Raw genomic sequence first — 22,876 nt, forward strand, 5'->3', positions numbered from 1 at the left:
TCTTTAAATCCTTCGAGAAAAACCTGGCATCGATTTTTGTATGTGCGCTTTAACGAGTTAATATGCCTTGTACCAAGACACGGTCTGGTTGAGGCGAGTGCGCATCTAAACCGGATTTCTGTCTATGGGGATGTCGTATAGTGGCTAATACCTCAGCCTTCCAAGCTGAAGACGCGGGTTCGATTCCCGTCATCCCCTCCATGTGAAAGCACCCTCCGGCCAGCGTCGGAGGGTGTTCTTCTTTTTGACGGGATCCGTCCCGAAATCCGTCACAGGCATGTCACGACCGCGTGCGCGCGTCACGGTTTCATACAGCGTCGGTAACAAGTCGGTGGCACTGTCATGTCGGGTCTTTTGCCGTCGTCACGCACAACTAGTCCCGGCGGCATGAATCCTCGCATCATCGACAAGGACACCGGCGTCGAGCTGTGGACCGTCGCCGAATGCGCGGAGTTCACCGGTACCGCGCGCGGCACGTTCACCAGCTATGCGGGCCGTGGCAAAGCGCCGGTGCCGGCGGCGAAGCTCCACGGGCTGAACCCGCGGAACTCCGACGACGTGCGCGAGTGGCAGAAAGGCCACGAGGCGAAGGGCAAGTAGCCGGCCCAATCTCGGACCGGTCAGCCCGGCATGACCGGTCAGCCCAAGTAGTGGGCGGCGACGACGTTGGCGATCTCGTCGGCGTCGTTGTGGGCGACGAGCACGCCGTGGCCGTGGCCCGGCAGCTCGATGAGCTCGCCGCCCATGACCGCCTGCATCGCGCGGCCGCCCGTGCCGGTCACCGCCGCATCGCGGTCGTAGTGGAGCAGCAGCGGCTTCGACTCGAGGGCGTCGCCGCTGAGTTCCACGGCAGCGCCCTGCCCCGGCCAGCCGAGGCATAGCTGCCCCGACGACAGCGCATCGGCGTTGAGGCGGAAGATGTCGCCGCCGGTGAACTGGTCGAGGTACGTGCGGGGAATGCGGGACGGGTCGGCGGCGGTGACGTTGTCGTTGCAGATGATCGCCCGCTCGATGGTTCCCATCGCCTCGGTCTGCGCCATCATGTCTTCCGGGGTCACGCCCTCGGGTAGTTCGGGGGTCTCCACCTCGCCGGTGACCACGGCGTCGGCGATGTCGGGCCACATGCTCTCCGAGTACGTCGCCGCGAAGGTCTGCTGCAGCAGCACCGACTGATTGCCGGCGCCGGGGCGCATCAGGTTCGCCGCGAAGGAATGGCTGCGCCACGCGACGGGCAGAACGCCGTCGGCCAGCTGCATGAACGCCTCCGGGTCGTCGGCGAAGGCGGCGGGCACGTCGCCCACCTGCGTCGGCGGCGGGTAGACCTGACCCGGCGCGCCAACCTCCTCGTTGATGCGCTGCGACCAGCGCGCGTACACCTGCAGGGCGGTGGTGCCCAGGCCGTACTCGTCGTCACGGTCGGCAATCCACTGGAACATCGCGTTGAGAGCCTCGCGGCGCCACGGTTCGCGCGAGTCTCCGAGCCGAAAGTAACGGTCGGCAGGATCGACCGAGGAATCCAGCACCATCCGGCCCGTCTTGTCCGGGAACAGGGTCGCGTACGTGCTCATCAGATCCGTGCCGTAGGACAGGCCGTAGAGGTGCATGACGTCCTGGCCGAGCACGTCGCGGACATGGTTGAGATCGCGAGCGGTGTTCTCCGTGGTGATGGTCGCCGCGTATCCCGGTTCGTTGGCTTCGCAGGAGGCGTACATCGCGCCGACCTGCCCGGAGAGCAGACCCGTCATCGGGATGTCCGCCACGTTGCAGTTCAGCGGGGTGCCCCAGGCCAGGCCGCGCGGCTCGACGGCGATGAGGTCGAAGTGCTCCCGGACGGCGGTCGGCATCCTCACGGCCTCGTCGGAGAACATTCCCAACGCGTCGCCGCCGGGGCCGCCCGGATTGCCTGCGATGACGCCACGGCGCTCCCCCGTCGCCGGAACCCGGCTGACAGTGAGGGAAATCGTCGCGCCCTCCGGGTCGGAATAATCACGTGGCACGTCGATGTCCGCGCACACGGTGCCCGGCGCGGTCATCGCCGCGGTCGGGCACGCGCCCCAGTCCAACCCGCCGAGATCGGCCGGACCGGCGGAGCCGCCGGCCGACGCCTGCGGCACCGACAGCAACGTGCCCGCCAGCGCGAGCGCCGTGACCGGGGCCAACGCCCTGCGGACGAAGGACGTCCGGGACGACGGGGCCGCTGAGACTCGGCTCGCGGACCGGGCCTCGGCACCGGTCTCCACAGAGGAGACGGCGGGGGACGCTGCGCCGAATGCGGCGGGGGACAACTTCTTCGTGGGGCGCACGGGGATAAACACCTTTCATCGACTGCAACGAACGGTATCAAACCGTAACGCCGACCGCACGCCGTTCAAGGCACGAAGATTAGGGCACCGGCCGCACGCTGTTCAACGCACGGAGATCAGGGCACGGACCGCACCCGGTACACCAGCACCGCACCGACGGCGGTGAGCGCGCCCGCGAAAACGTACAGGCCGGGGTACCCGCCGAGGTTCGCCAACGCGAAGGCGGCGAGCACCGGGGCGGCCATGTTCGGGCCGGCGACGGCGAGGTTCATGACGCCCACGTCACGCCCGCGCTCATCGGCCTTGGGCAGCACCTGGTTGATCAGGGCCTGATCGACGGCCATGAACACGCCCCACGACAGACCCAACAGCACCGCCGCGCCGACGACCATGGCGAAGCTCCCGGCGAACGCCATGATCGCGCAGGCCCCGGCGACGCCCATCGACGACAACGCCACGAACACCCGGCGCTTGCCCATCTTGTCGGACACTTTGCCCGACAGGATCGCGGTGACGATGACGCACAGGGCATACGCGCCGGTGAGGACGAGCACGCCGGCATCCGGATCGGGGTGGCCGATGTGATCGCGCAGGTAATAGAACAGGTAGAACAACGCGACCGAGTTGCCCGTGGTCACCAGGAACCGGGCGATGAACACCCACGTGAAGTCGCGGTAGAGCCCTCCGGGCACCTCGGCGACGGCGGGCACCACGGCGTCAGCGTCCCCGCCGGCGTCGTCAAGCACCGGAGATGCGGCCGCCTGCGACCGCACCCGGGACACGTCGCGGAAGCCCGGCAGGAACTGGCCGATGAGCACCAGCAGCAGCGCCGCGGTGACGATGTACGCCAGCCCCAGGTCGAACACCGTGGCCACGACGGTGCCCAGCACCACGCCGAGGGTGTACGTCAGTCCCAGCACACCCGAGACCACGCCGTACTGATTGTCCGGCACCGTATCCGGCGCCACCGCCTGGGCCGCGTTGATTGACGCCGCGATGGCCAGCTGGAACACCGCCCACCCGATGGTCAACGCCATGAAGCCCGGCGCGGCGCCCAGGAACACCAGCGACCCGGCCGCCGCCAGCCCGCCGAAGAGGATCCACGGGGCGCGGCGGCCCCAGCGCGTGTCCGTGCGGTCCGACAACCACCCGGCCAGCGGATGCCCGATGATGGAGAAGAACCCGCCGACCGCCATGAGGAGCGCGAACTTCTCCTCCTTCTCCCCCGGATGCCAGATGAGGATCTGCTGCGCCAACAACAGCTGCGTCGGCGCTGCCCACGAGATGTTCTGCCCCAGGTACAGCAGGCCGTACCGCACGATCCAGCCGGTGGTCACCGGCGTGCGCTGGGCGGGGTCGGCGGTGAAACGCCCGACGTCGGAGATGGCGCGTTCGGAGGAGTCGGCGTGTTCGGAGGAGCTCATCCCTGCACCCCATCCGGCTCCGGCGGCTGCGCCCGCACGTTGGGGTCGGTGTGTTCGTCCGCGACGGGGTAACGACGGCCTGCGGTGTAGCGCCGGTGCAGCTCCGGGGTGATCCGCCCGGTGCGGGCCAGCTCGGCCAGCAGGCGGCCCGACGGCTTCATCGTCCGTTCCTGCGTCTCGTAGTCCAGGTGGACGATGCCGAATCGCGGCTCTTCGCCGTCGGCCCATTCCCAGTTGTCCACGAAGCACCAGTGGTACCAGCGCTCGATGGGCACGTCCGACTCGGCGATGGCCCGCAGGTGCTCCAGGATGAACCGCGGCCGGAACGACTCCAGCCTGCGGTCGGCAGCCCCGGCGTCCGGGTTGGCGTAGTCCCCGGCCGGATTCGGCTTTTCGACGCCCGCGTCCACGCCACCGACCGACAGCTCCAGATCGCCGAGATCGCAGGTGCCGTTTTCGGTGATCCAGACCGGTCCGCCGAAACGCTCGTTCAGGTCGCGGGCGCATTCGACCAGGCCCTCGGGGTGGATTTCCCACCCGAGGTCGTTGACCGGAGCCCCGACGAAGGTGCCGTCGTCGAACTTGTCGACGGCCGTGCGCGAGTAGTAGTTCTGGCCCAGGAAGTCGTGGTGGCGGCCCGACGGCAACCCGCGGCCGACCTTCGCCCCGCCCAGCAGCGGATGGAACTTCCCCGCCAGATGCGCGTCGGCGACGATGTCCTGGAACAGATGCCGATTGATCCGCGCCAGGCCGCGGTGGATGGGGTTGCGCGGATTGCGCGGCGCGAACGCCCGTGCGTGGTGGGCGATGCCGACCTTCGCCCGATCCCCCTGGATGCCGTGGATGACCTCGTAACCGCGGATGTGGGACACCGCCATGTTGCGCAGCACGGCCATCGTGTCGCCCCACGAGCGGTTGCCCGGCGGGCCCGAGCGGAACATGTGCGCCTGGGTGGCGTACACGTTCGGCTCGTTGACGGTGATCCACTCGTCGACGAGGTCGTCGAGCGCCCGCACGGTCGTCTCCGCATAGCGCAGGAAAGCCGCCGGCGATTCATCGGAGGTGAAGCCGCCGCGCCGAGCGAACCAGAGCGGATTGACGAAGTGATGGAGCGTCACCAGCGGACGAATCCCCTTGTCCCGCAGGTCGGCAATCTCCTCACGGTAGCGATCCAGCACCGCATGGTCGAACTCCCCCGGCCGCGGTTCGATACGCGCCCACTCCACGCCGATGCGAGCGATGGGCAGACCCAGCGACGCCATGAGCTCGTTGTCCTCCCGCCACCGGTTCCAGTGGTCGGTGGCGCGCAGCGGGGTCGAACCATCGGCGATGTTGCCGGGCTCGCGGGCCCAATCGAACCAGTCGTTGTTCTCGTCACCGCCCTCGATCTGCCCGGCGGCCGACGCCGTGCCGATCAGCAGACCCCGCAGATCGACGTCGTGATGCAACGGCTTCGCGAGCGGCGACGTGCGCGGCTGAGGATGGAGAGTTCGGTCATTGGCAGGCACATTGGTTGACATGCCGACATCCTATGTCACACATCACGCCTAGTTTTTGGTTTTCAAACAAAATGTTATGGGTTTCGCGCGTCGACGGGGTCGTCGTAAAGCAACCGAGTAGAGCAACCGGATCGTTCGCGAAAAATCCGCTCCCCCTGGAACGAATCGGAGCCCCGGCCCGTTGTTGACGATGTCCCCCCCCCCAAAAAAAAAATCAAAAATCACGTTAGGAACCCCACTGGTCAGCCTTCTAAGCTGAAGACGCGGGTTCGATTCCCGTCATCCCCTCCACGCAACCGGGCGCATTGCTCCCGGTTTTTACTTTCTGAGCCGACGTCCGGGGGCCAGAAATTCTTCTGACCTCTGTTCAGGATCCAGTGCTACGGGTACTCTGGGCACCATGAAGCCCACCATTATCGATGCCGATACTGGACACGAACTATGGACCGCGGTCGAATGCGCTGCTTTTTCCGGCACCGCACGTGGCACTTTCACCAGCTACGCTGGCCGCAAGAAGGCTCCTGAACCCGTCGCGAAGCTTCATGGGTTGACCCTGTGGGATTCCGAAGAAGTTCGCGCATGGCACGCCAATCGGAAGAGCCGCACCAAGAGCACCGACTCCGCCGAATCATAGATACCTACCCATACCCAATCATTTCCTGGTTCCCGAGCTACATCTGTCGGACAGATATGTCAGCTCGGGAACTTTTTTCGCTCTACATGCGTTATCTCAAGTAATTACAAGCAGTACCCGCAATTTCCTTTTTGGAGGCCTAGCCCATGGGGGCTTTAATTCTGATCGCGATCACCGTCGGCGGCGCAATTATCATCGCGTCGATGGCTCAAAACCGTTCAAACAGGGCCTTTGATGCTCGCCAGAACAATCAATTGGAAGACGCCGTCGCAGACGCCCGCCGATGGATTGAGCGACTGGGCTCACAGGTATTGAACCTGGCTGGCACCGATTCGGCTTCCACGCAGGCTCTTGCTGACGCATCCGAGCGCTACAATGCCGCTTCCTCGCAGATTTCTACTGCGCGCACCCCGGCACAGGCGCGAATGGCCCGCGAATCGGCGCTGGAGGGTCTGCACTACATCAATGCGGCTCGCGAAATTATGGGCCTGCCGGCGGGGCCGACACTGCCACCGCTGGAGGGTCAGAAGGCCGCTGGTTCTGTGACCGAAACTCGCACCATTGAGCACGAAGGCCACTCGGTTACCGCCTCTCCATACGCCACCCCGGAAACTCCGAACTACTACCCCGGTGGTCGTGTCGCTGGCCGTCCGGTTCCGGCCGGTTGGTACTCCGAGCCCTGGTGGAAGTCCGCGCTCCGCACCGGTGTCTGGACCGCAGGCTCGATGCTGCTGTTCTCTACTCTCTTCCACGGTATGGCCGGCGTTGCCTACGGCGCTGATGAGTTCGCCAGCGGCATGGGCACCGGCGCCGACGACTTCGGCGGCACCGAGGACTTTGGAGCCGAAGACTTCGGTGGCGACGATTTCGGTGGAGATGACCTTGGCGGCGACTTCGGTGGCGGCGGTGCAGATGCCGGTGGCGCAGGCGACGGCGGAGGTTTCTTCGACGGCCTCTTCGGTGGCGGCGACGGCGGCGGCGACGGCGGCGGATTTTTCGACGGCGGATTCGACGGTTTCGATATTTAGAAAAAGCCCGGCGCCGCTATTTCGCTAAATCCGCAAAAGGATCGACAGTGCCGTCTGTCTGAGGCCGATACTCAATTTTTCTGGCGGCGAATCGACCAGCTTCCTCGTCAAGGATGCTGCTAATTAAAGCAACAGCCATATCCATACCTGCTGCGACTCCTGATGAGCTCCACCGATCTCCGTCTTCAACCCATCGAGCCTCTTTCACCCACGTCACTTCGTTTCCGAACGAGGTAGCCCACTCAAAAGCCAACTTATTACTAGTTGCCCGCTTTCCTTCAAGAAGCCCAGCCGCAGCGAGCAGTGCCGAGCCCGTGCAAACCGATGCCACTAACCGCGCCCGGGATCCGATGTTCTGAAGCCAGTCCAAAAACTCTGCATCCTCAACTAGTGTTCTACTCCCGGCTCCGCCAGGAACTAGAAGAATATCGACCGTTTCGAGGTCAGCGGCACAACGTGTGGCAATAACCTGCGCCCCCTGAGCGCTGGTTATCGGACCAGAAATGTGGGCGACATATTCGACCTCAATCTCTGGGACATGGCCAAAAAGGCCAACCGGTCCAAATACATCCAAGAGCTCGAACCCGGGAAATAGCACAACAGTTACTCGGCGATGCGCTTCTGGAGTTGTCATACGACAATTCATACTCCGCCTATATATGAAAAGGGTCTGGTTCCAGAGTTTTCTGGAACCAGACCCTTTTATTCCTATCAACAGATAGCGAACAACAACCCTTTAAGCCTCCGGCAGCTCCGGGGCAACGCCAGTCTTTTCGTACTCTGCCAGGATGTCAATGCGGCGCTGGTGACGCTCCTCCTCGCTCCACGGCTGGGAGACGAAAGCATCGACGATGGCTAGAGCCTCTTCCTCAGAGTGCATACGACCGCCAAGGCCGATCAGCTGAGCGTTGTTGTGCTCGCGGGCGAGCTTTGCGGTCTCCACCGACCAAGCCAGCGCACAACGAGCGCCCTTGACCTTGTTAGCAGCGATCTGCTCGCCGTTGCCGGAACCGCCGAGCACGATGCCCAGGCTGCCCGGATCGGCGACGGTACGGGAAGCCGCCTCGATGCAGAATGCTGGGTAGTCATCTGCAGGGTCGTAGGTGTGAGCGCCGCAGTCAACGACGTCGTGGTCAGCCTTCTCCAGGTGGGCCTTAATCAGGTTCTTCATCTCAAAACCGGCGTGGTCTGCACCAAGGTAAATACGCATGGCAGCAAGTCTAGCGGTTCCCACGGATTAAACGGTGTCTGCACCCGTTTTAGGTATTGCTTGACGACGTCTCCTGCGCAGCCGAATAGGGTGAAAAGTGACTGTATTTGCGTCTCAGCTTGTCTTCGAAACCGGAAATTGGGTGCTTTTACCGTGTCTCCTGCGCCACAGGCTCACTTCCAAGTCGATCCGGAAGCTCATGGCTCCCATGGGAATCATCACGCACCGGTGGTGCGAACGGTTCGACATGACATCAACAAGAAGCCATTTATTGTCATTTGGGAGGTCACGCGGGCTTGTGGCCTAGTCTGCAAGCACTGCCGTGCGGATGCGCAACATGAACCGCACCCGCACCAGCTTTCGACCGCCGAGGGCAAGATGCTGCTGGAGACCTTGGCGTCGTATAGCAAACCGAAGCCTCTTGTGGTGCTCACCGGCGGCGATCCTTTTGAGCGTGATGACCTGGAAGAATTGGTGCGATTCGGCACAGAGCACGGTTTGAATATGTCGCTGTCTCCGTCGGTGACTCCGCGGTTGACGCCGGAGCGGATTCAGTCGCTGCGTGAGGCCGGAGGTAAGGCGATGTCGATGTCGCTCGATGGCGCGACCGCCCAGACCCATGATAAGTTCCGCGGGTTTTCGGGGACTTTTGAAAAGACGCTTGAAATGGCTCCGCACATCAACGAGGCCGGTTACCGGCTGCAGATCAATTCGACCCTGACCAAGGGAAATATTCATGAGGCGCCAGCGCTGCTGAAGACTGTCATGGAGATGCAAGCCAAGATGTGGTACGTCTTTTTCCTCGTTCCCACTGGTCGCGGCGCAGATTTGGGCGCATTGTCGCCGGAGGAACGCGAGGATGTTCTTCACTGGCTATCGGATGTGTCCAACCGAATTGCCATTAAGACGACGGAGGCGCCGCAGTATCGGCGCGTCGTCATGCAGCAGGAGGAAGCGAAAGAAAAAGGGCTGCCACCCTATGAGGGCGGCGAGCTCTACCGCTACTTGACCGAGGAAACGACAAAGCTGCTCGGCGCTGAACCGGAAAAGCCACGCCGACCGCGCTCCCCGATGGCCGTCAATTCCGGGTCAGGTTTTGCCTTCATTGACCATATCGGCGATGTCTACCCCAATGGTTTCCTGCCGCTTCACTGCGGCAATGTAAAGGCAACACCCTTCCAAGAGATTTATTCCAACTCGCCGGCTTTTAAGGCTCTCCGCGATCCTGATAATTGGCACGGCAAGTGCAGCGTCTGTGAATACCACAGCGTCTGCGGTGGATCCCGCTCGACTGCTTACGCTTTGACCGGGGATTACACGGCATCCGATCCGACATGCATCTACATCCCGCCACGGTGGGCTGCCATGAGCGAAGAAGAACGGCAGGCCTCTACCGGGCAGAATGCCGAAGCTGGGGCCGCTCAGGTTTCTTAGCCGCATGCCCCAGCTGCTACAGGTTTCTTAGTCGAAGCGCGGGTCCTCAGTGCGAGAGCGCTTAATTTCGAAGAAGTACGGGTAGCTGGCCACGGCAACCGAGCCGTCGAAAATCTTGCCGGCTTCTTCGCCGCATGGGATACGGGTAAGCACCGGGCCGAAGAAGGCAACGTCGTTGAGCTTGACCACCGGAGTGCCGACGTCGTTGCCGACCTCCTTCATGGCCTCTGCGTGGTTTTCACGCATGAGCTCATCAAACTCTGTGGTCAGGGCCTGTGCCAGACGCTCTTCCGGCAGTCCAACCTCTGCGAGGGCTTCCTTAATCAGTTCGTCGAATGCGTGCTCCGGCTCGTCGACATGCGCATGGCGATCGATGCGGTTTTCGTTGTGAATCTTCGTGCCCAGCGCGGTGTAGAGCTTGTCGACGGCCTCCTGACCATCCTGGGAGAACACTGCATTAAACAGGCGTGCCGGGGTCCAGTTGCACTGCATCATGAACTTGTACTCTTCCGGCAGCTCGTCGCGGCCTTCATTGAGTACCGACAGGCTCATCGGCTTCCACTCGACCGCGATGTCGCGGACCTTTTCGACTTCCTTAATCCAGCGCGACGTCACCCAGCAAAACGGGCAGGAAACGTCGAAGTAGAAAGTGACCTTGTCTCGATTGCTCATGTGAAAGTCCTCCTAAAGCATTGATTGACTTATCAACGACTATAGGGCGGAATTTTTCGGCTCGCATTCATGATTCTTCCGCCTATTTGCGGTTCGTTCCCTCCGGGACTTCCCAGTGGCCATGTGAGGATCCTAACCACGCGAGGGCAAGCCCGTGTCCTCCAGACAATCAGCGGTGGCCTCCAGGTAGGCAGGCCAGTCGGCGTAGTCCAGGAACTCCGGGCCCACCTCGTGGTCCATGGAAACCATCTTCCCCGAGCGCATGTCCAGGCAGTAGTTGTTTCCGCCGAAGTCCATAACCAGCGGAATCCATGCCTCGTGATACCACTTGCCATCCGAGTCGGCGCTGTCCATGCCTTCGGCTTCAAAATCATCAAAGTCGCCGTCTGCCTGCAGCTGAGTCCACAGCTTGTAGTCGTTCAGAATCGACTTCGGCGGCGCAATCCAGCCACCGTCCCACGGCTCACCGTCTACAGACGCGTGCCGCAGCCACGAAGCTCGCACGTAGTCTGGCAGTTTTACTCCGAGGTCAGCCTCAAGCTGATCCAGTTCCGCTTCTGTCGCCGGAGCCTCCAGGGCATCGTCGCCAAGCTTCGCCTCAATGCGATCCCACGCCGCGTTGACCCGTTCAACCTTGCTTGCATCATCACTTAGTTCGTACATGAAACGAAGTGTATTCACACTTGGCTTTGCTCGCATACTGAAGAAGCCAAAATCTCGCTCAACCGACCGCCAATGCGACCGCCCCCAATCGACGCGGAATGAGCGAGGAAGCCGAGGTCGCCCCGCTCACCCCGCTACCGCCCGATTCCCAATCCGGGGTCGTGGTTACACTTGTCGCATGACTTCCACGAACCTAACCAGGACCGAGGCCGCCGAGCGTGCGGCCATGCTCGAGGTGTCCCACTACGACATCTCTCTCGACCTCACTACCGCACCCGTCGGTGGGCCACACAGCGCACCAACATTCGCTTCCAAGACCACAATTTCTCTGACGGCGAAGCGCGCTGGTTCCACCTTTATTGATCTGCGTGATGCGGTTGTTAAGAGTGTGACCATCGACGGCGTCGATGCCACGGAGGCCGCTCGCTATGCCAGCGAGACCGGCATTAACGTGGACCTGACCGAAGGTGACCACACCGTCGTTATCGACGCGGACTGCCGTTACACCAACAACGGCCAGGGCATTCACCGCTTCCAGGATCCTGCCGACGGCGAAACATACCTGTACTCGCAGTTTGAAACTGCCGACGCCAAGCGCGTGTTCGCCTGCTTTGACCAGCCGGATTTGAAGGCGACGTATTCAATCCACGTCGTGGCACCGAAGGGTTGGAAGGTTATTTCCAACTCGGTGGCCAAGACCGGCGCCACCACCGATGTCCACGGCAATGAGGCCGACACCTTCGACTTCTCGGTGGATGTTCCGCTGTCGACGTATCTCATCGCAGTCTGTGCGGGCCCGTGGCACGAGGTCACTGACTCGTGGACCGGCACTGTCGCACCGCACCCGGAAACCCCTGCTGAGCACCAGCCGGATGGCGAACTGACCATTCCACTGGGACTCTACTGCCGCCAGTCCATCGCCGAATACCTCGATGCCGACACCTTGTTCAAGGAAACCAAGGAAGGCTTCGACTTCTACGCCAAGCATTTCGGTGAGCCGTACCCGTTCGGTAAATACGACCAGATCTTCTGCCCGGAGTACAACATGGGCGCGATGGAAAACGCCGGCTGCGTGACCATCCGCGACGAGTACGTGTTCCGTTCCAAGCCCACCCATTACCTCTACGAGCGCCGCAACGACACCATCCTGCATGAGATGGCTCACATGTGGTTCGGCGATCTGGTCACCATGCAGTGGTGGGATGACCTCTGGCTCAACGAGTCCTTCGCCACCTGGTCGGCCGCCGCCGCTCAGGTCGAGGTTTCCGATTACAGCCACGCCTGGACCACTTTCGCCAACGTCGAAAAGGCCTGGGCCTACAAGCAGGATCAGCTACCGTCGACGCACCCGATTGCCGCCGACGCCAGCGACATTGACACCGTCGAGCAGAACTTCGACGGCATCACCTACGCCAAGGGCGCGTCCACCCTCAAGCAGCTGGCCGCCTACGTTGGTCAGGATGCTTTCCTCGCCGGTGCCCGTATGCACTTTGCCCGTCACCGCTTTGGCAATGCCACCTTCGCGGACCTCTTGGACGCGCTCTCTGAGGCCTCGGGTCGCAATCTGTCTGGCTGGGCCGATCAGTGGCTGACCACTACTGGCATCACCACCCTGGCACCGGACTTCCGCCAGTCGGCCGGTAAGTACACCTCCTTCGCAGTCATACAGGAAGGTGCCGAGCCGGGTGCCGGAGAACTCCGCGATCACCGAATCGCCGTGGGTATCTACAACCTGCGCGGCACCGGATCGGATGCCGTACTCGAGCGCACCAAGCGCGTGGAAATCGACGTCCGTGGTGCCCGCACCGAAATCCCAGAACTGGTCGATACCCCAGTCGGCGATGTCGTGCTGGTTAACGACGACGATCTCACCTACAGCATGATCCGCTTGGACGAAGGCTCGCTTGCCACCGTCATCGACAACATCGGCGCCTTCACCGATTCAATGGCACGCACACTGTGCTGGTCCGCGACCTGGCAGATGGTTCGCGCAGGCCAGATGCGCGCTCGCGACTTCGCCAACTTGGTGCTCCGCGGCATCCCGGGCGAGGACAAGCTCTCCGTCCTGGAGCGCGTCATCGCTCAGGCGGTCAGCGCCGTCAACGTCTACGCCGATCCACAGTGGGCTGATTCCACCGGCCGCGACCTGCTGGCTCAGGGCCTGTTGGACTACGCGAAGAAGGAAACCGACGCCGACCGCGCCCTGGTTTTCGTTAACGCTTTGACCACCGTGGGCTCGTCGAATAGCGACGTCGTTGACGCACTGCGCGCCATCTACACTGGCGACGCAGACAAGGCTGGTTTCCCAGCTGTCACGGTAGACACCGACATGCAGTGGCGCGCCCTGAAGCCGCTGGTTTCCGCCGGTCTCGAGGGCGAGGAAGCCATCGCAAAGCTTGAAAAGACCGACAACTCGGCACTCGGTGCGCAGGCCGCCATCGCCTGCCGCGCCTCCGTGCCGACGCTCGCCAACAAGTCCCGCGTCTGGGCAGAGGCGACGGTCTCCGGCAACGATGCCCCGTCGAACCTTGTCATTCGCCACTTGCTGGCCGGCTTCAACGCGCCGGGCTCGGGTGAGGTGCTCGCACAGGCGCTTGACGACGACTCCCGCGCCACCATCAACGCGGAGCAGTCGGCGACTTCGCTGTCGGAGCACTTCTTCGCCGTTGCCAACAGCTGGTGGAAGCAGTTCTCCTCCGAGACGGCCCAGACTCTGCTCGAGGGCTTCTACCCCACCTGGGAGATCAGCGATGAGGCAATTGTGGCCGCTCAGCGCCTGCTCGACAGCGATGAGACTGCATCGCCGGTCAAGCGAATCATCTCTGAGCAGCAGTTCCTGGTGAAGCTTGCTCTTCGCGCCCGCGAGTTCGACGCGAAGTAGCAAGTGATTTCGGCCGGCACTTTGGTCGTTATCGTTTTCGTGGCATCAAGTCGATAGACTTGGTGCCATGACAACTTCTCAGACGCTCTTTGACTCCGTCGGCGGCGAGGATGTCTTCAATCGCATCGTCCATGGCTTTTACACGCGTATGCGTTCCGATGACCTCATCGGCCCGATGTACCCCAGCGATGACTGGGAGGGCGCCGAGGATCGACTCCGCATGTTCCTCGTCCAGTACTGGGGCGGGCCGCGTTCGTACAGCGAACAGCGTGGTCATCCGCGCCTGCGCATGCGCCACATGCCGTTTTCCATCGGCGAAGCCGAACGCGGCCGCTGGCTGGAGATCATGAGCGCCTCACTCGCAGACATTTCCGATGAAGAGCTCCCCCGCCCTCAACGCGAAGCCATGTGGAACCACATGGTGCAGGTCGCTGACATGCTCATCAACCGCTTCGACGCGCAGTAGGAATTAGGCCCCTGCCCGGCTAATTCAGCAGCCCCGCTAGTTCAGTAGCGGCAGCACGCCAAAGGACTCGAGCGTAAAGATCGAGCCAAACCGCCCATCCAGCCGGTGCCACCGTCCCTTCGTGGACACGCGCACCGGCTCTTTTTCATCCGGTTGCTCTGGAATGAAGCCCATCGCACACAGCGCAAACACATCCCGCATGGTCACGTCGACAACGCTTTTCGACGTCTCCTGCGACTGCCCCTCCCCTGAGTCAACGGCGGCTTCACCGGCCTCTCCGCTGACAGTGAGAACCTTCTGATCCAGCAGAGATGGCGGCATACCCATGGGGCCGGAAGATTCCACCGCGACCGCGCGCCCCTGCTTCTCGAGAGTCCGGAAAGCAGTGGCCGGAACATAGTCGACAACCTGCCATCCTTCCGGAACTGGCAAGAATCCCGGCCAGGAGGACGCCGACTGCGCATGCACCCGATACGGCAGCGCGGTGAGCGAAGCTTCCTTGTCCTCCGCATTGTCGGATGATTTTGCCTGCGCAAAGGCACGCACTGCGATGTCTTTAATCTCCGCGGCAGTGACGATGATGTCGTCGGGAAGCGCGTGTAGCGCAATTGTGCGCATGGCGAGCGGGCCGATCGGGGTCTTCACCCATACCTGTGACATTGCTGGCGCAGCGGTGGGCTCGGGCGAGGAACTGATACCGGCGGCGGTCTTTCGTGCGCGGATGCGAAGCAACGTGTTCTCGTCGAGGGCGTAGGCCTTATGGGCTAGGACGCCCAGGTTCTTCAGGGCATCGGGAGTGCCGAAGGTCAGCTCGGCAGCGGGATGAGAAGTGGTCACGGCGAATTACTTGTCCTGGTCTTCCTTGTTGTCTTCGATTGCGGGAGCTGCAAAACGCTCCAGTTCACGGCGGGCAGACGGGGAGAGCTCGACTGCCTTCGCAGTCTTGAGATCAAACATCACCATCACGGTTTCGAGCACAGCCACGATGTGACCATGCTGGTCGGAGATAGTCTGGCGGAGTGTGAAAGAGGTGCGACCGAAGTTGATGATCTCGGTCTCAACCACAACTTCCTGGGTGTCCGGCAAGATAGCGCGGACGTAGTCAATCTCCAGGCGACGCACCACTGCCGCAGGCATACCTGCCCCGCCGCCGAGGCCGCGCATCACAAAGTCCAGACGAGCCTGCTGGGCGTATTCCAGGAATGCGGTGTTGTTAGCGTGACCATACTGATCGAAATCAGACCAGCGGATAGCGACGTTGGTACGAAATGGTGCTGATTCAGTCATACCCAGAACTATAGGCGTTTTCTGGAGCTACGAACCTGCAAATAACGCGAAAGCCCGGGACCTGTGCACTGGTGCGAGCCAGTCCACACGGTTCCGGGCGTTGCCGTTGGCAAAGATCAGATTCGCGGGAAACTGATTAGCGGGTCAGGCGACGGTGAGTGACACGCGACGGGCGTGCAGCCTCCTCGCCGTAACGCTCAATCTTGTTCTTCTCGTAGCCCTCGAAGTTGCCCTCGAACCAGAACCACTTGCCCTCTTCGAAGTTGCCTTCCCATGCGAGGATGTGGGTACAGGTGCGGTCCAGGAACCAACGGTCGTGGGAAATGACCACGGCACAGCCCGGGAAGTTCTGCAGTGCGTTTTCCAGCGAAGACAGGGTTTCGACGTCAAGGTCGTTAGTCGGCTCATCCAGGAGGATAAGGTTTCCGCCCTGCTTGAGGGTCAGCGCGAGGTTCAGACGGTTGCGCTCACCACCGGAGAGAACCTTCGACGGCTTCTGCTGGTCCGCGCCCTTGAAACCAAAGGCAGACAGGTACGCACGAGACGGCATCTCGTTCTGGCCGACCACGATGTAGTCGAGACCATCAGAGACAACCTCCCAGACGGTCTTTTCCGGATCGATATTTTCACGGCCCTGGTCAACGTAGCTGAGCTGAACAGTCTGACCGACCTTGACCTCACCGGAATCCGGCTGCTCCAGCCCCACGATGGTCTTGAACAAGGTGGACTTACCAACACCGTTCGGGCCAATCACACCGACGATGCCGTTACGCGGCAGGGTGAACGACAGGTCCTTAATCAGGACGCGGCCATCAAAGCCCTTCTCCAGGTCCTTGACCTCAACAACCTGGTTACCCAGGCGCGGCGGGGTCGGAATCTGAATTTCTTCGAAGTCGAGCTTCTTGTACTGCTCGGCTTCCTCCACCATCTGCTCGTAGCGCTCCAGACGGGCCTTGTTCTTGGCCTGGCGAGCCTTCTGCCCCGAGCGGACCCACGCCAGCTCATCCTTCAGGCGCTTCTGCAGCTTGGCGTCCTTCTTACCTGCAACTTCAAGGCGCTCAGCCTTCTTCTCCAGGTAAGTCGAGTAATTGCCCTCGTACGGGTAGAGCTTGCCGCGGTCGACCTCACAAATCCAGCCAGCGACGTGATCCAGGAAGTAACGGTCGTGAGTCACGGCCAGGACAGCGCCCGGGTACTTAGCCAGGTGCTGCTCGAGCCACAGCACGGACTCGGCGTCCAGGTGGTTAGTGGGCTCGTCGAGAAGCAGCAGATCCGGCTCGGAGAGCAGCAGCTTAGCCAGTGCTACACGACGACGCTCACCACCGGAGAGGTGAGTAACCGGCTCGTCTGCCGGCGGGCAGCGAAGTGCATCCATTGCCTGCTCAATCTTGGAATCCAGCTCCCAAGCATCAGCGGCGTCGAGCTCCTCCTGGAGCTTGCCCATTTCTTCCATGAGCTCGTCGGTGTAATTGGTGGCCATCTCCTCGGCGATGGCTTCAAAACGAGCCTTCTTCTCGAAGATGTCGCCGAGGCCCTCCTCGACGTTGCCACGAACGGTCTTCTCCTCATTCAGCGGAGGCTCCTGCAGCAGGATGCCAACAGTGGCGCCCGGCTCCAGGAAAGCTTCACCGTTACTCGGCTGATCCAGGCCAGCCATAATCTTCAGAATCGACGACTTACCTGCGCCGTTCGGACCGACCACGCCGATCTTTGCGCCCGGGTAAAACGCCATGGTGACGTTGTCGAGAATAACCTTATCGCCGTGCGCCTTGCGCACGTTTTTCATCTGGTAGATGAACTCACCCATGGTGGAATTTCGTCCCCTCGTAAAAAGGAAATAAGCAATCCCTGTAGAGGTTACGCATAGGAACCAAAAGGCACAATCTACATGGGCGTACCCGCAATCCTTTCCCACCAACATCTCTGCCAGGCTGCTAGCAAAACTAGCTGCGAGATAACGCTGCTGAATCGTATGCGGTCCCTCCCCTTTCTCAGCAGCGTCATCTCACATGCAGCAAATACCCCTCCCCTCTTTTAGCGGCACTCCCTTTAATCCGCTCTAGAACGACCAACTAACTCCTTGCCTGGAACTGGCCAACTAACTCCGTCACTAAAACGGCGCACTAGCTCCTGCACCAGCCATTTCTTGCTGCTCAGCACGAGCTGCACTTGTGTTCCCAGCCTCACTAGCGTCGCCAGCACCAGCGCTGAATGTACGCACTGTCTCGGTAACCGAGGCGTCCGATTCCCCAGCAGAAGCCTCACCAAGACCCGTCGGCGACTCATGCGGCTTCTCAGTCATAGTCTTGACCGTTGCCAGGTGACGACGCAGATTCGGCCCCACCGCCTTAGCAATGATCTTCTGGCGCTGATGCTTCGTACCATCATCGCCCTCCCAACGATCCGTACGAACGTGACCGTGGACAATAACGGCTTGGCCCTTCCACACCGTGTTATTCACGTTCTCGGCTAGTTTGCCCCAGCATTCAACATCAAAATATGACGTCTCCGACTGCTCCCAACCATTCTCCCCCTTCCATGACTTGCTGGATGCCACAGAAAACTTGCAGACCTTTGCCCCAGAATTGGTATTTCGATTTTCCACATGATGGACCACATTGCCCACCACGGTAATAACTGCCTCAGACATCGGGCTCCTCCCCCAAAAGAAAGCGTTTACCTACTTCGGCCGAATAATCCGAAGATGTCTCATTCGTGCCGTGCCAATTACTTTTCCGGCTCCGGGAGGCAAGCGAAAGAGGCAAACAAAAAGCCTGTGGATAAGTTCGTCTAAAAGACAACTATCCACAGGCTTCATATGAAGGTAAGGGGCGAGGTCGCAGCAATCCTCGTCGTCAAGCGAACGAAATCTGCTTAACGACGCTACCTTCCACGCCTCTTCGAGGCATCAATCGGATTGTCCATGTGCACCGGATGCTGCGCGTCAACCTCTGAGGTGTAGTAGTCGCGCTCATCTTCGCCACCGACACCGACCTGCTGGCTCATACGCGCGAGCATTTCGTTGTATGCAGCCAACTCCTCATCGTTGTTGCGGTCTGCGACGCGGTCGTAGCGTGCTGCATCCTTCTCATCGGAACGTCGCCACTGCACAAACAGCGCAACGGTGACGATATAGAGCGGAACCTCACCGGCGGCCCACGCGACGGCACCACCGACGTTCTGATCCTCCAGGAGATTGACTGCCCAAGGGAGATCCAGGCTGGCGTAGTAGGTCTCGGCAAGCACCTTCTGCGACTGCATCAGCGAAATACCGAACCAAGCGTGGAACGGCAACGAACCCATCAGCGTGACCAGCTTGACCGACGGTTCAATCTGCTGTGGCGCAGCATCGACACCGATAATGACCCAGTAGAAGATGTAACCGGAGATCAAGAAGTGGATGTTCATGAACACGTGACCGGCGTGCTCGTCTGCCAGGAAGTCATAAATCGGCGTCATGTAGAGCAGATAGAACCCTGCAACGAACTGCACAGTTGCCACCACCGGGTGCGTGAGGAAACGCGACACCGGATTGTTGATGAAGACCACCAGCCACTCACGAATACCCGGCAAACCGTCGCGGCCGGCCGGCTTCAGCGCACGCAGCGCGAGCGTGACCGGCCCACCCAGCACCAGCATGACCGGGATACCCATGGAGTAAAGCATGTGGGCAATCATGTGAACCGAGAACAGAGCCGGCATGTACACGCCCAGGGCGCTGCACGAAGTAAACAGCAACGTGACGCAACCGCCGAGCCACCACAGGGTGTTGGACAGTGGCCAGGTTCCTCCACGCTTCTTCAGCAAGTAGAGCCAGTACAGGTAAATCCACGCGGCAATGATGGCGGCAGAGCCGAAGAAAATGTCAAAGCGCCACTGCGTGAACATGGCCTCCCAGCCGAATGGGATCTCCAGGTTGTAGCCGAGCTTGACCTGCATCTGCGTAATGGACGGTAGGCCCTCACCACCGGCCTGCTCAGAGAAATTCGGTGGCGGCGGAGTACGGCCGAGAGCCACGGCAACGCCGATCGTCAGCGCCATAATGATGACCTCAACAATGGCCAGTCGCCAGAACGGGCGATTCGACTGAGCGCGCTCAATCTCCGGGATGGTGATCTTGCGGTGCACATAGCCACACAGGCCCAGTAAGATGGTGAGCACCGCCTTGACCAGCACCATGATGCCGTAGTTATTGCTGACCAGGTCAGACCAGTCGATGTTGATGGCTGCGTTAATGAAGCCAGAGGCAGACATTGCAATGAATGCAACCAACGCCACGAAGGAGTAGCGCTTCACGACTTCTGGCATCCACTCACCACGACGACGCGCGTGGCCAACCAATGCCATCAAACCGCCGACCCAAAACACAGTGAAAGTCAAGTGCCAGATGTAGGAGTTGGTGCCGTAGTCATGCGCACCACCGGAGGCGTTGTGGCTCACAACAGCCAACGGCATCATCGACACCAAGCTGATGGCGAAGAACACCGGCTGCCAAATCCACTTACGAGTCAGCGATGAACCAAGCGCCACAATGCCCGCAAAAATAGCTACCCACAGCCACGCCAAGCCCTCCTTGGTCTGCTCCAAGGACACAGCCCAGTTACTCAGCTGGATCGTCGTCGACAGCGGCTGGCCCGACACATCGGAGAGAACCAGTGGAATCTCCATCAGCGCCATGAGACCCCAGCCGAGCATGGCCCACATACCCGTGCGGGATGCCGTGTAGCCGTCGAGGCCCAAAGTGCCGTCGGCACGCTGCTTCGTACCGAAAGCGGCGAGCATAAACGAGCCGACACCGAGGCAAGCGAGCAACTCACCGGCCGCCTTGGCGAATGGGAACCCGAAGGTAGTGATTGTGCCGGGATCAGGAATGCCCAACGTGGCGCGCGAATCCATGTTGAACGCCATCGAGAGCAAACCAGCTAGAACGCCGCCGATAAGCACAAAAACAACGTACCAACCAGCAGATTTACGGACTTTCTTATCCTTGCTAACAGGCGGAGAGGTCTCGGCCTTGGTTGTGGCAGTCATAGCCCTAAGCTTAGCGACCAAAGTCCCTAGAACAGAACCGGTAACAGCGCTGGGATGAGAACCGGTTGTGATTGGCTACATTAGAGACGCTACAATGCTTTTCTTAGCTAGCCTCCATAGCTCAGTGGACAGAGCAGTCGGCTTCTACCCGATTGGTCGAGGGTTCGAATCCTTCTGGGGGCGCAAAAATTACCCGCCTGGCCTGGTTTTATACCAGCATCAGGCGGGTTTTTTACTTCTTAGTTCTTCTTGTTATCCGCAGGATCCGGACGCAAGTAGCGGTCAACCATGTCGACGACCTCTTCGACAGATTTCTTGTCTAGCGTCGCGCCCTTGCCATCCGGACGCCACACCAACACCATCGTCTGAATCAGACGGTAAATGTTTCGCGCCAGCAGATATGGATCGTGCTCGCGAATAGTGCCGTCTTCCTGCCCGTGACGGACACCGGGGAGAATAAACTTCTCCACAATTTCCAGCTGAGTGTCGCTCATCTCCCCAGTGAGCGCTTCTAAGACGCGGTCGGGATCTGTCTTGACCAGGCCAGGGAAAAAGTCACTTTCAATGATGCGTTGAACGACGATTCGAATACGCAGCAACATACGAGCGCGTGAATCGCCCGGGACATAACGGAGCCCCTCAAGCATGTGCAGGATTTCGCGGTTGGTCACTTCCGCGAGAAGCTCGCCAATATCGGCGTAACGGCGATATACAGTCGGCCGCGAAACCCCTGCCTTGCGAGCAATTTCTGCAATCGAAGTCCTACGCAAGCCAACAGTCATTACGCTCTCACGCGCAGCGGCAATGATGACATCATCGACGGATGGTTTCTGTGCCGCGGTGTTGCTTTGAGCAGCGTCGCCAACACGACTCGTCTCATCCATGTAACTATTTCTCCCGTTGAAATCCGAATTCAGAAGTAATTTTATCAGGCAAATAGGTCGATTTAGTTCATGCCACGTTGTCCAATTCTAAAACCTCACTTTCCAGTTAATTTCGTTTCCCCGCAGTTCGCTCCACAAACCACGCGCCAAACCACGCGCCAATCCACGCGCCCAACCGCATCACAATCCACATCGCTAAGCTGGGCGTAGTCAACACGTGCCCCACAGCCCCGTCCGGGCACAAAATAGGGCGCACTGGAGAAACATGCCGAATCTCAGCGAAAGGTGAAATCATGGCTCAGCCCGATCCCGATCTCCAGCTCTCCACTGTGCTCGACCGAATTGTGTGGATTGACTGTGAGATGACAGGCCTCGAGCCCGAGCGCCACGTCATTGTCGAAATCGCGGCTCTCGTCACCGATGCCAACCTCAACGTGCTTGGAGAAGGCGTGGACATCGTCGTGCACGCGTCCGAGACCGAATTGGCACAGATGGACGATTTCGTCACCAAGATGCATGCAAAGTCCGGCCTGGATCAGGAGATTCGCGCAAGCAAGACAAATGTCGCCGACGCCGAACAAGCTGTTCTGGACTACATCCACCAGTGGGTTCCCGAGCCCCGCACCGCTCCGCTGGCAGGAAACTCGATTGCTTCCGACCGCAAGTTCATCCACCGCTACATGCCAGAGCTCGATCAGCACCTGCACTACCGCATGATTGATGTCTCTTCCTTCAAGGAACTGGCCCGCCGTTGGTACCCCCAGGTTCTCAAGGGCGCTCCAGAAAAGGGTCTCGCTCACCGAGCTCTCGCAGATATCAAGGAGTCGATCCGCGAGCTGGACTACTACCGCCGCGCCATGCTCCTACCCCACCCTGGCCCCGATGCCGACGCTGTTTCCGCCGCAAGCAAGGAATCCACAGAAAAGTACGGTGAAATTCGCGGCTAGCTCGCTTTACGACGGCCCCAAACCCTAACCCTTTCCAAATTTATCCGGGTTGACCTGCTGTTTTTGTTTCCAGCCCACTGTGGGCTACCATATAGTTCGCTGCAGAGATGAACTGAGAAAACAGTTCATTTAATGCGGTAATGGTGACTGTAGTTCAGTTGGTAGAGCACCAGGTTGTGATCCTGGGTGTCGCGGGTTCGAGTCCCGTCAGTCACCCCAAGTAGAACCCTCGGCCAGGAATTTTCCTGGCCGAGGGTTTTTGTGTTTCCACGACCCCTAGAATCCGCCGACTGCGTTTATGTTTAGCGGCAGCGGGCCAATGCGAGTTACTGACTACGTTTATGTCAAAAATGACCCAAAAAATGGCATGAAAGTGTCATAAACTCACACAGTTTCACATTTGCAGCCCATTGTTTCTGGAGTTCAAGGACAAAATGTGCGCCTTTCCCGGGCGTGGTTATTTTGCCCCAGCCTTTGGATGCCCGTTACCTTGTGAGTGTCCCCGATAATGGG

At 60.4% G+C, this 22,876-nt stretch carries 20 protein-coding genes and 3 tRNA genes; 10 read left to right on the forward strand and 13 right to left on the reverse strand.

What is annotated here, in order from left to right; translation table 11 throughout:
- The first annotated feature begins 126 nt into the window (after window positions 1–126).
- Window positions 127–201: transfer RNA gene (locus tag HMPREF2847_RS11040), tRNA-Gly, on the forward strand.
- A gap of 186 nt (window positions 202–387) precedes the next feature.
- Entirely contained in the window at window positions 388–600 is a 213-nt protein-coding gene (locus HMPREF2847_RS11045; RefSeq protein ID WP_048735147.1) for a hypothetical protein, read from the forward strand.
- A 38-nt stretch (window positions 601–638) separates the two neighbouring features.
- On the opposite strand, the gene HMPREF2847_RS11050 is transcribed toward HMPREF2847_RS11045, so the two are convergent.
- The 3 genes from HMPREF2847_RS11050 to HMPREF2847_RS11060 form a co-directional block, all read right to left on the reverse strand.
- Window positions 639–2,159, reverse strand: coding sequence for an alpha/beta fold hydrolase (locus tag HMPREF2847_RS11050; protein WP_126107929.1), 1,521 nt, complete (start codon window positions 2,157–2,159; stop codon window positions 639–641).
- A gap of 260 nt (window positions 2,160–2,419) precedes the next feature.
- Entirely contained in the window at window positions 2,420–3,727 is a 1,308-nt protein-coding gene (locus tag HMPREF2847_RS11055; protein WP_083327380.1) for an MFS transporter, read from the reverse strand.
- A complete protein-coding gene (locus HMPREF2847_RS11060; protein ID WP_070852518.1) occupies window positions 3,724–5,247 on the reverse strand; it encodes a glycoside hydrolase family 1 protein in 1,524 nt (507 codons plus the stop codon). Before HMPREF2847_RS11060 ends, HMPREF2847_RS11055 begins: the two co-directional genes overlap by 4 nt.
- 379 nt (window positions 5,248–5,626) lie before the next feature.
- Between HMPREF2847_RS11060 and HMPREF2847_RS11065 the strand changes: the two genes are divergently transcribed.
- A complete protein-coding gene (locus HMPREF2847_RS11065; RefSeq protein WP_048734899.1) occupies window positions 5,627–5,860 on the forward strand; it encodes a hypothetical protein in 234 nt (77 codons plus the stop codon).
- A 146-nt stretch (window positions 5,861–6,006) separates the two neighbouring features.
- The gene (locus HMPREF2847_RS11070) at window positions 6,007–6,888 is read left to right on the forward strand and encodes a hypothetical protein (RefSeq protein WP_070852520.1); all 882 of its coding nucleotides are present in this window, start codon (window positions 6,007–6,009) and stop codon (window positions 6,886–6,888) included.
- A 16-nt stretch (window positions 6,889–6,904) separates the two neighbouring features.
- Here the strand turns inward: HMPREF2847_RS11070 and HMPREF2847_RS11075 are convergent, their stop codons facing one another.
- A complete protein-coding gene (locus tag HMPREF2847_RS11075; RefSeq protein ID WP_070852524.1) occupies window positions 6,905–7,522 on the reverse strand; it encodes a DJ-1/PfpI family protein in 618 nt (205 codons plus the stop codon).
- Window positions 7,523–7,624: 102 nt separating this feature from the next.
- A complete protein-coding gene (locus HMPREF2847_RS11080; RefSeq protein WP_070852527.1) occupies window positions 7,625–8,098 on the reverse strand; it encodes a ribose-5-phosphate isomerase in 474 nt (157 codons plus the stop codon).
- A 228-nt stretch (window positions 8,099–8,326) separates the two neighbouring features.
- Here HMPREF2847_RS11080 and HMPREF2847_RS11085 point away from each other — a divergent pair, with 228 nt between their 5' ends.
- Window positions 8,327–9,532 (forward strand): TIGR04053 family radical SAM/SPASM domain-containing protein, encoded by a 1,206-nt coding sequence (locus tag HMPREF2847_RS11085; RefSeq protein ID WP_070852529.1) that lies wholly within the window; start codon window positions 8,327–8,329, stop codon window positions 9,530–9,532.
- Window positions 9,533–9,559: 27 nt separating this feature from the next.
- On the opposite strand, the gene HMPREF2847_RS11090 is transcribed toward HMPREF2847_RS11085, so the two are convergent.
- The gene (locus HMPREF2847_RS11090) at window positions 9,560–10,204 is read right to left on the reverse strand and encodes a mycothiol-dependent nitroreductase Rv2466c family protein (RefSeq protein WP_070852532.1); all 645 of its coding nucleotides are present in this window, start codon (window positions 10,202–10,204) and stop codon (window positions 9,560–9,562) included.
- A 132-nt stretch (window positions 10,205–10,336) separates the two neighbouring features.
- Window positions 10,337–10,867 (reverse strand): SMI1/KNR4 family protein, encoded by a 531-nt coding sequence (locus HMPREF2847_RS11095; protein WP_246822021.1) that lies wholly within the window; start codon window positions 10,865–10,867, stop codon window positions 10,337–10,339.
- A 178-nt stretch (window positions 10,868–11,045) separates the two neighbouring features.
- On the opposite strand from HMPREF2847_RS11095, the gene pepN reads away from it, so the two are divergent.
- Both pepN and HMPREF2847_RS11105 read left to right on the forward strand, forming a co-directional pair.
- On the forward strand, window positions 11,046–13,748 hold the full coding sequence (gene pepN, locus HMPREF2847_RS11100) for an aminopeptidase N (RefSeq protein ID WP_070852536.1): 2,703 nt from the start codon (window positions 11,046–11,048) through the stop codon (window positions 13,746–13,748).
- A 67-nt stretch (window positions 13,749–13,815) separates the two neighbouring features.
- Window positions 13,816–14,214, forward strand: coding sequence for a globin (locus HMPREF2847_RS11105; RefSeq protein WP_070852538.1), 399 nt, complete (start codon window positions 13,816–13,818; stop codon window positions 14,212–14,214).
- A 36-nt stretch (window positions 14,215–14,250) separates the two neighbouring features.
- Here the strand turns inward: HMPREF2847_RS11105 and HMPREF2847_RS11110 are convergent, their stop codons facing one another.
- The 5 genes from HMPREF2847_RS11110 to HMPREF2847_RS11130 all read right to left on the reverse strand — a co-directional run bounded on the left by HMPREF2847_RS11110 (window position 14,251) and on the right by HMPREF2847_RS11130 (window position 20,532).
- Entirely contained in the window at window positions 14,251–15,051 is an 801-nt protein-coding gene (locus tag HMPREF2847_RS11110) for a DUF8185 domain-containing protein (RefSeq protein WP_070852539.1), read from the reverse strand.
- Between the two features lie 6 nt (window positions 15,052–15,057).
- Entirely contained in the window at window positions 15,058–15,501 is a 444-nt protein-coding gene (locus tag HMPREF2847_RS11115; protein WP_048734885.1) for an acyl-CoA thioesterase, read from the reverse strand.
- A gap of 136 nt (window positions 15,502–15,637) precedes the next feature.
- Window positions 15,638–17,308 (reverse strand): energy-dependent translational throttle protein EttA, encoded by a 1,671-nt coding sequence (ettA, locus tag HMPREF2847_RS11120; RefSeq protein WP_016422285.1) that lies wholly within the window; start codon window positions 17,306–17,308, stop codon window positions 15,638–15,640.
- A 303-nt stretch (window positions 17,309–17,611) separates the two neighbouring features.
- Window positions 17,612–18,151 carry a single-stranded DNA-binding protein gene (locus HMPREF2847_RS11125; RefSeq protein ID WP_038628068.1) on the reverse strand — a complete coding sequence of 180 codons (540 nt, stop codon included), beginning with the start codon at window positions 18,149–18,151 and terminating at the stop codon, window positions 17,612–17,614.
- Between the two features lie 233 nt (window positions 18,152–18,384).
- Complete coding sequence (locus HMPREF2847_RS11130) at window positions 18,385–20,532, reverse strand: bifunctional copper resistance protein CopD/cytochrome c oxidase assembly protein (RefSeq protein WP_070852541.1); 2,148 nt, start codon at window positions 20,530–20,532, stop codon at window positions 18,385–18,387.
- Window positions 20,533–20,642: 110 nt separating this feature from the next.
- On the opposite strand from HMPREF2847_RS11130, the gene HMPREF2847_RS11135 reads away from it, so the two are divergent.
- Window positions 20,643–20,715 (forward strand) — tRNA-Arg (locus tag HMPREF2847_RS11135).
- A 56-nt stretch (window positions 20,716–20,771) separates the two neighbouring features.
- Here HMPREF2847_RS11135 and HMPREF2847_RS11140 read toward each other — a convergent pair.
- Window positions 20,772–21,416: a TetR/AcrR family transcriptional regulator gene (locus HMPREF2847_RS11140; RefSeq protein ID WP_070852543.1), complete on the reverse strand. Its 645-nt coding sequence runs from the start codon at window positions 21,414–21,416 to the stop codon at window positions 20,772–20,774.
- 293 nt (window positions 21,417–21,709) lie between these two features.
- Here HMPREF2847_RS11140 and orn point away from each other — a divergent pair, with 293 nt between their 5' ends.
- Complete coding sequence (orn, locus tag HMPREF2847_RS11145; RefSeq protein ID WP_070852545.1) at window positions 21,710–22,363, forward strand: oligoribonuclease; 654 nt, start codon at window positions 21,710–21,712, stop codon at window positions 22,361–22,363.
- A gap of 143 nt (window positions 22,364–22,506) precedes the next feature.
- A tRNA-His gene (locus HMPREF2847_RS11150) sits at window positions 22,507–22,582 on the forward strand.
- The last annotated feature ends 294 nt before the right edge of the window (window positions 22,583–22,876 follow it).

The sequence above is a fragment of the Corynebacterium sp. HMSC074C03 genome (genome assembly GCF_001838285.1).
Classification (GTDB): Bacteria; Actinomycetota; Actinomycetes; order Mycobacteriales; family Mycobacteriaceae; genus Corynebacterium; species Corynebacterium amycolatum.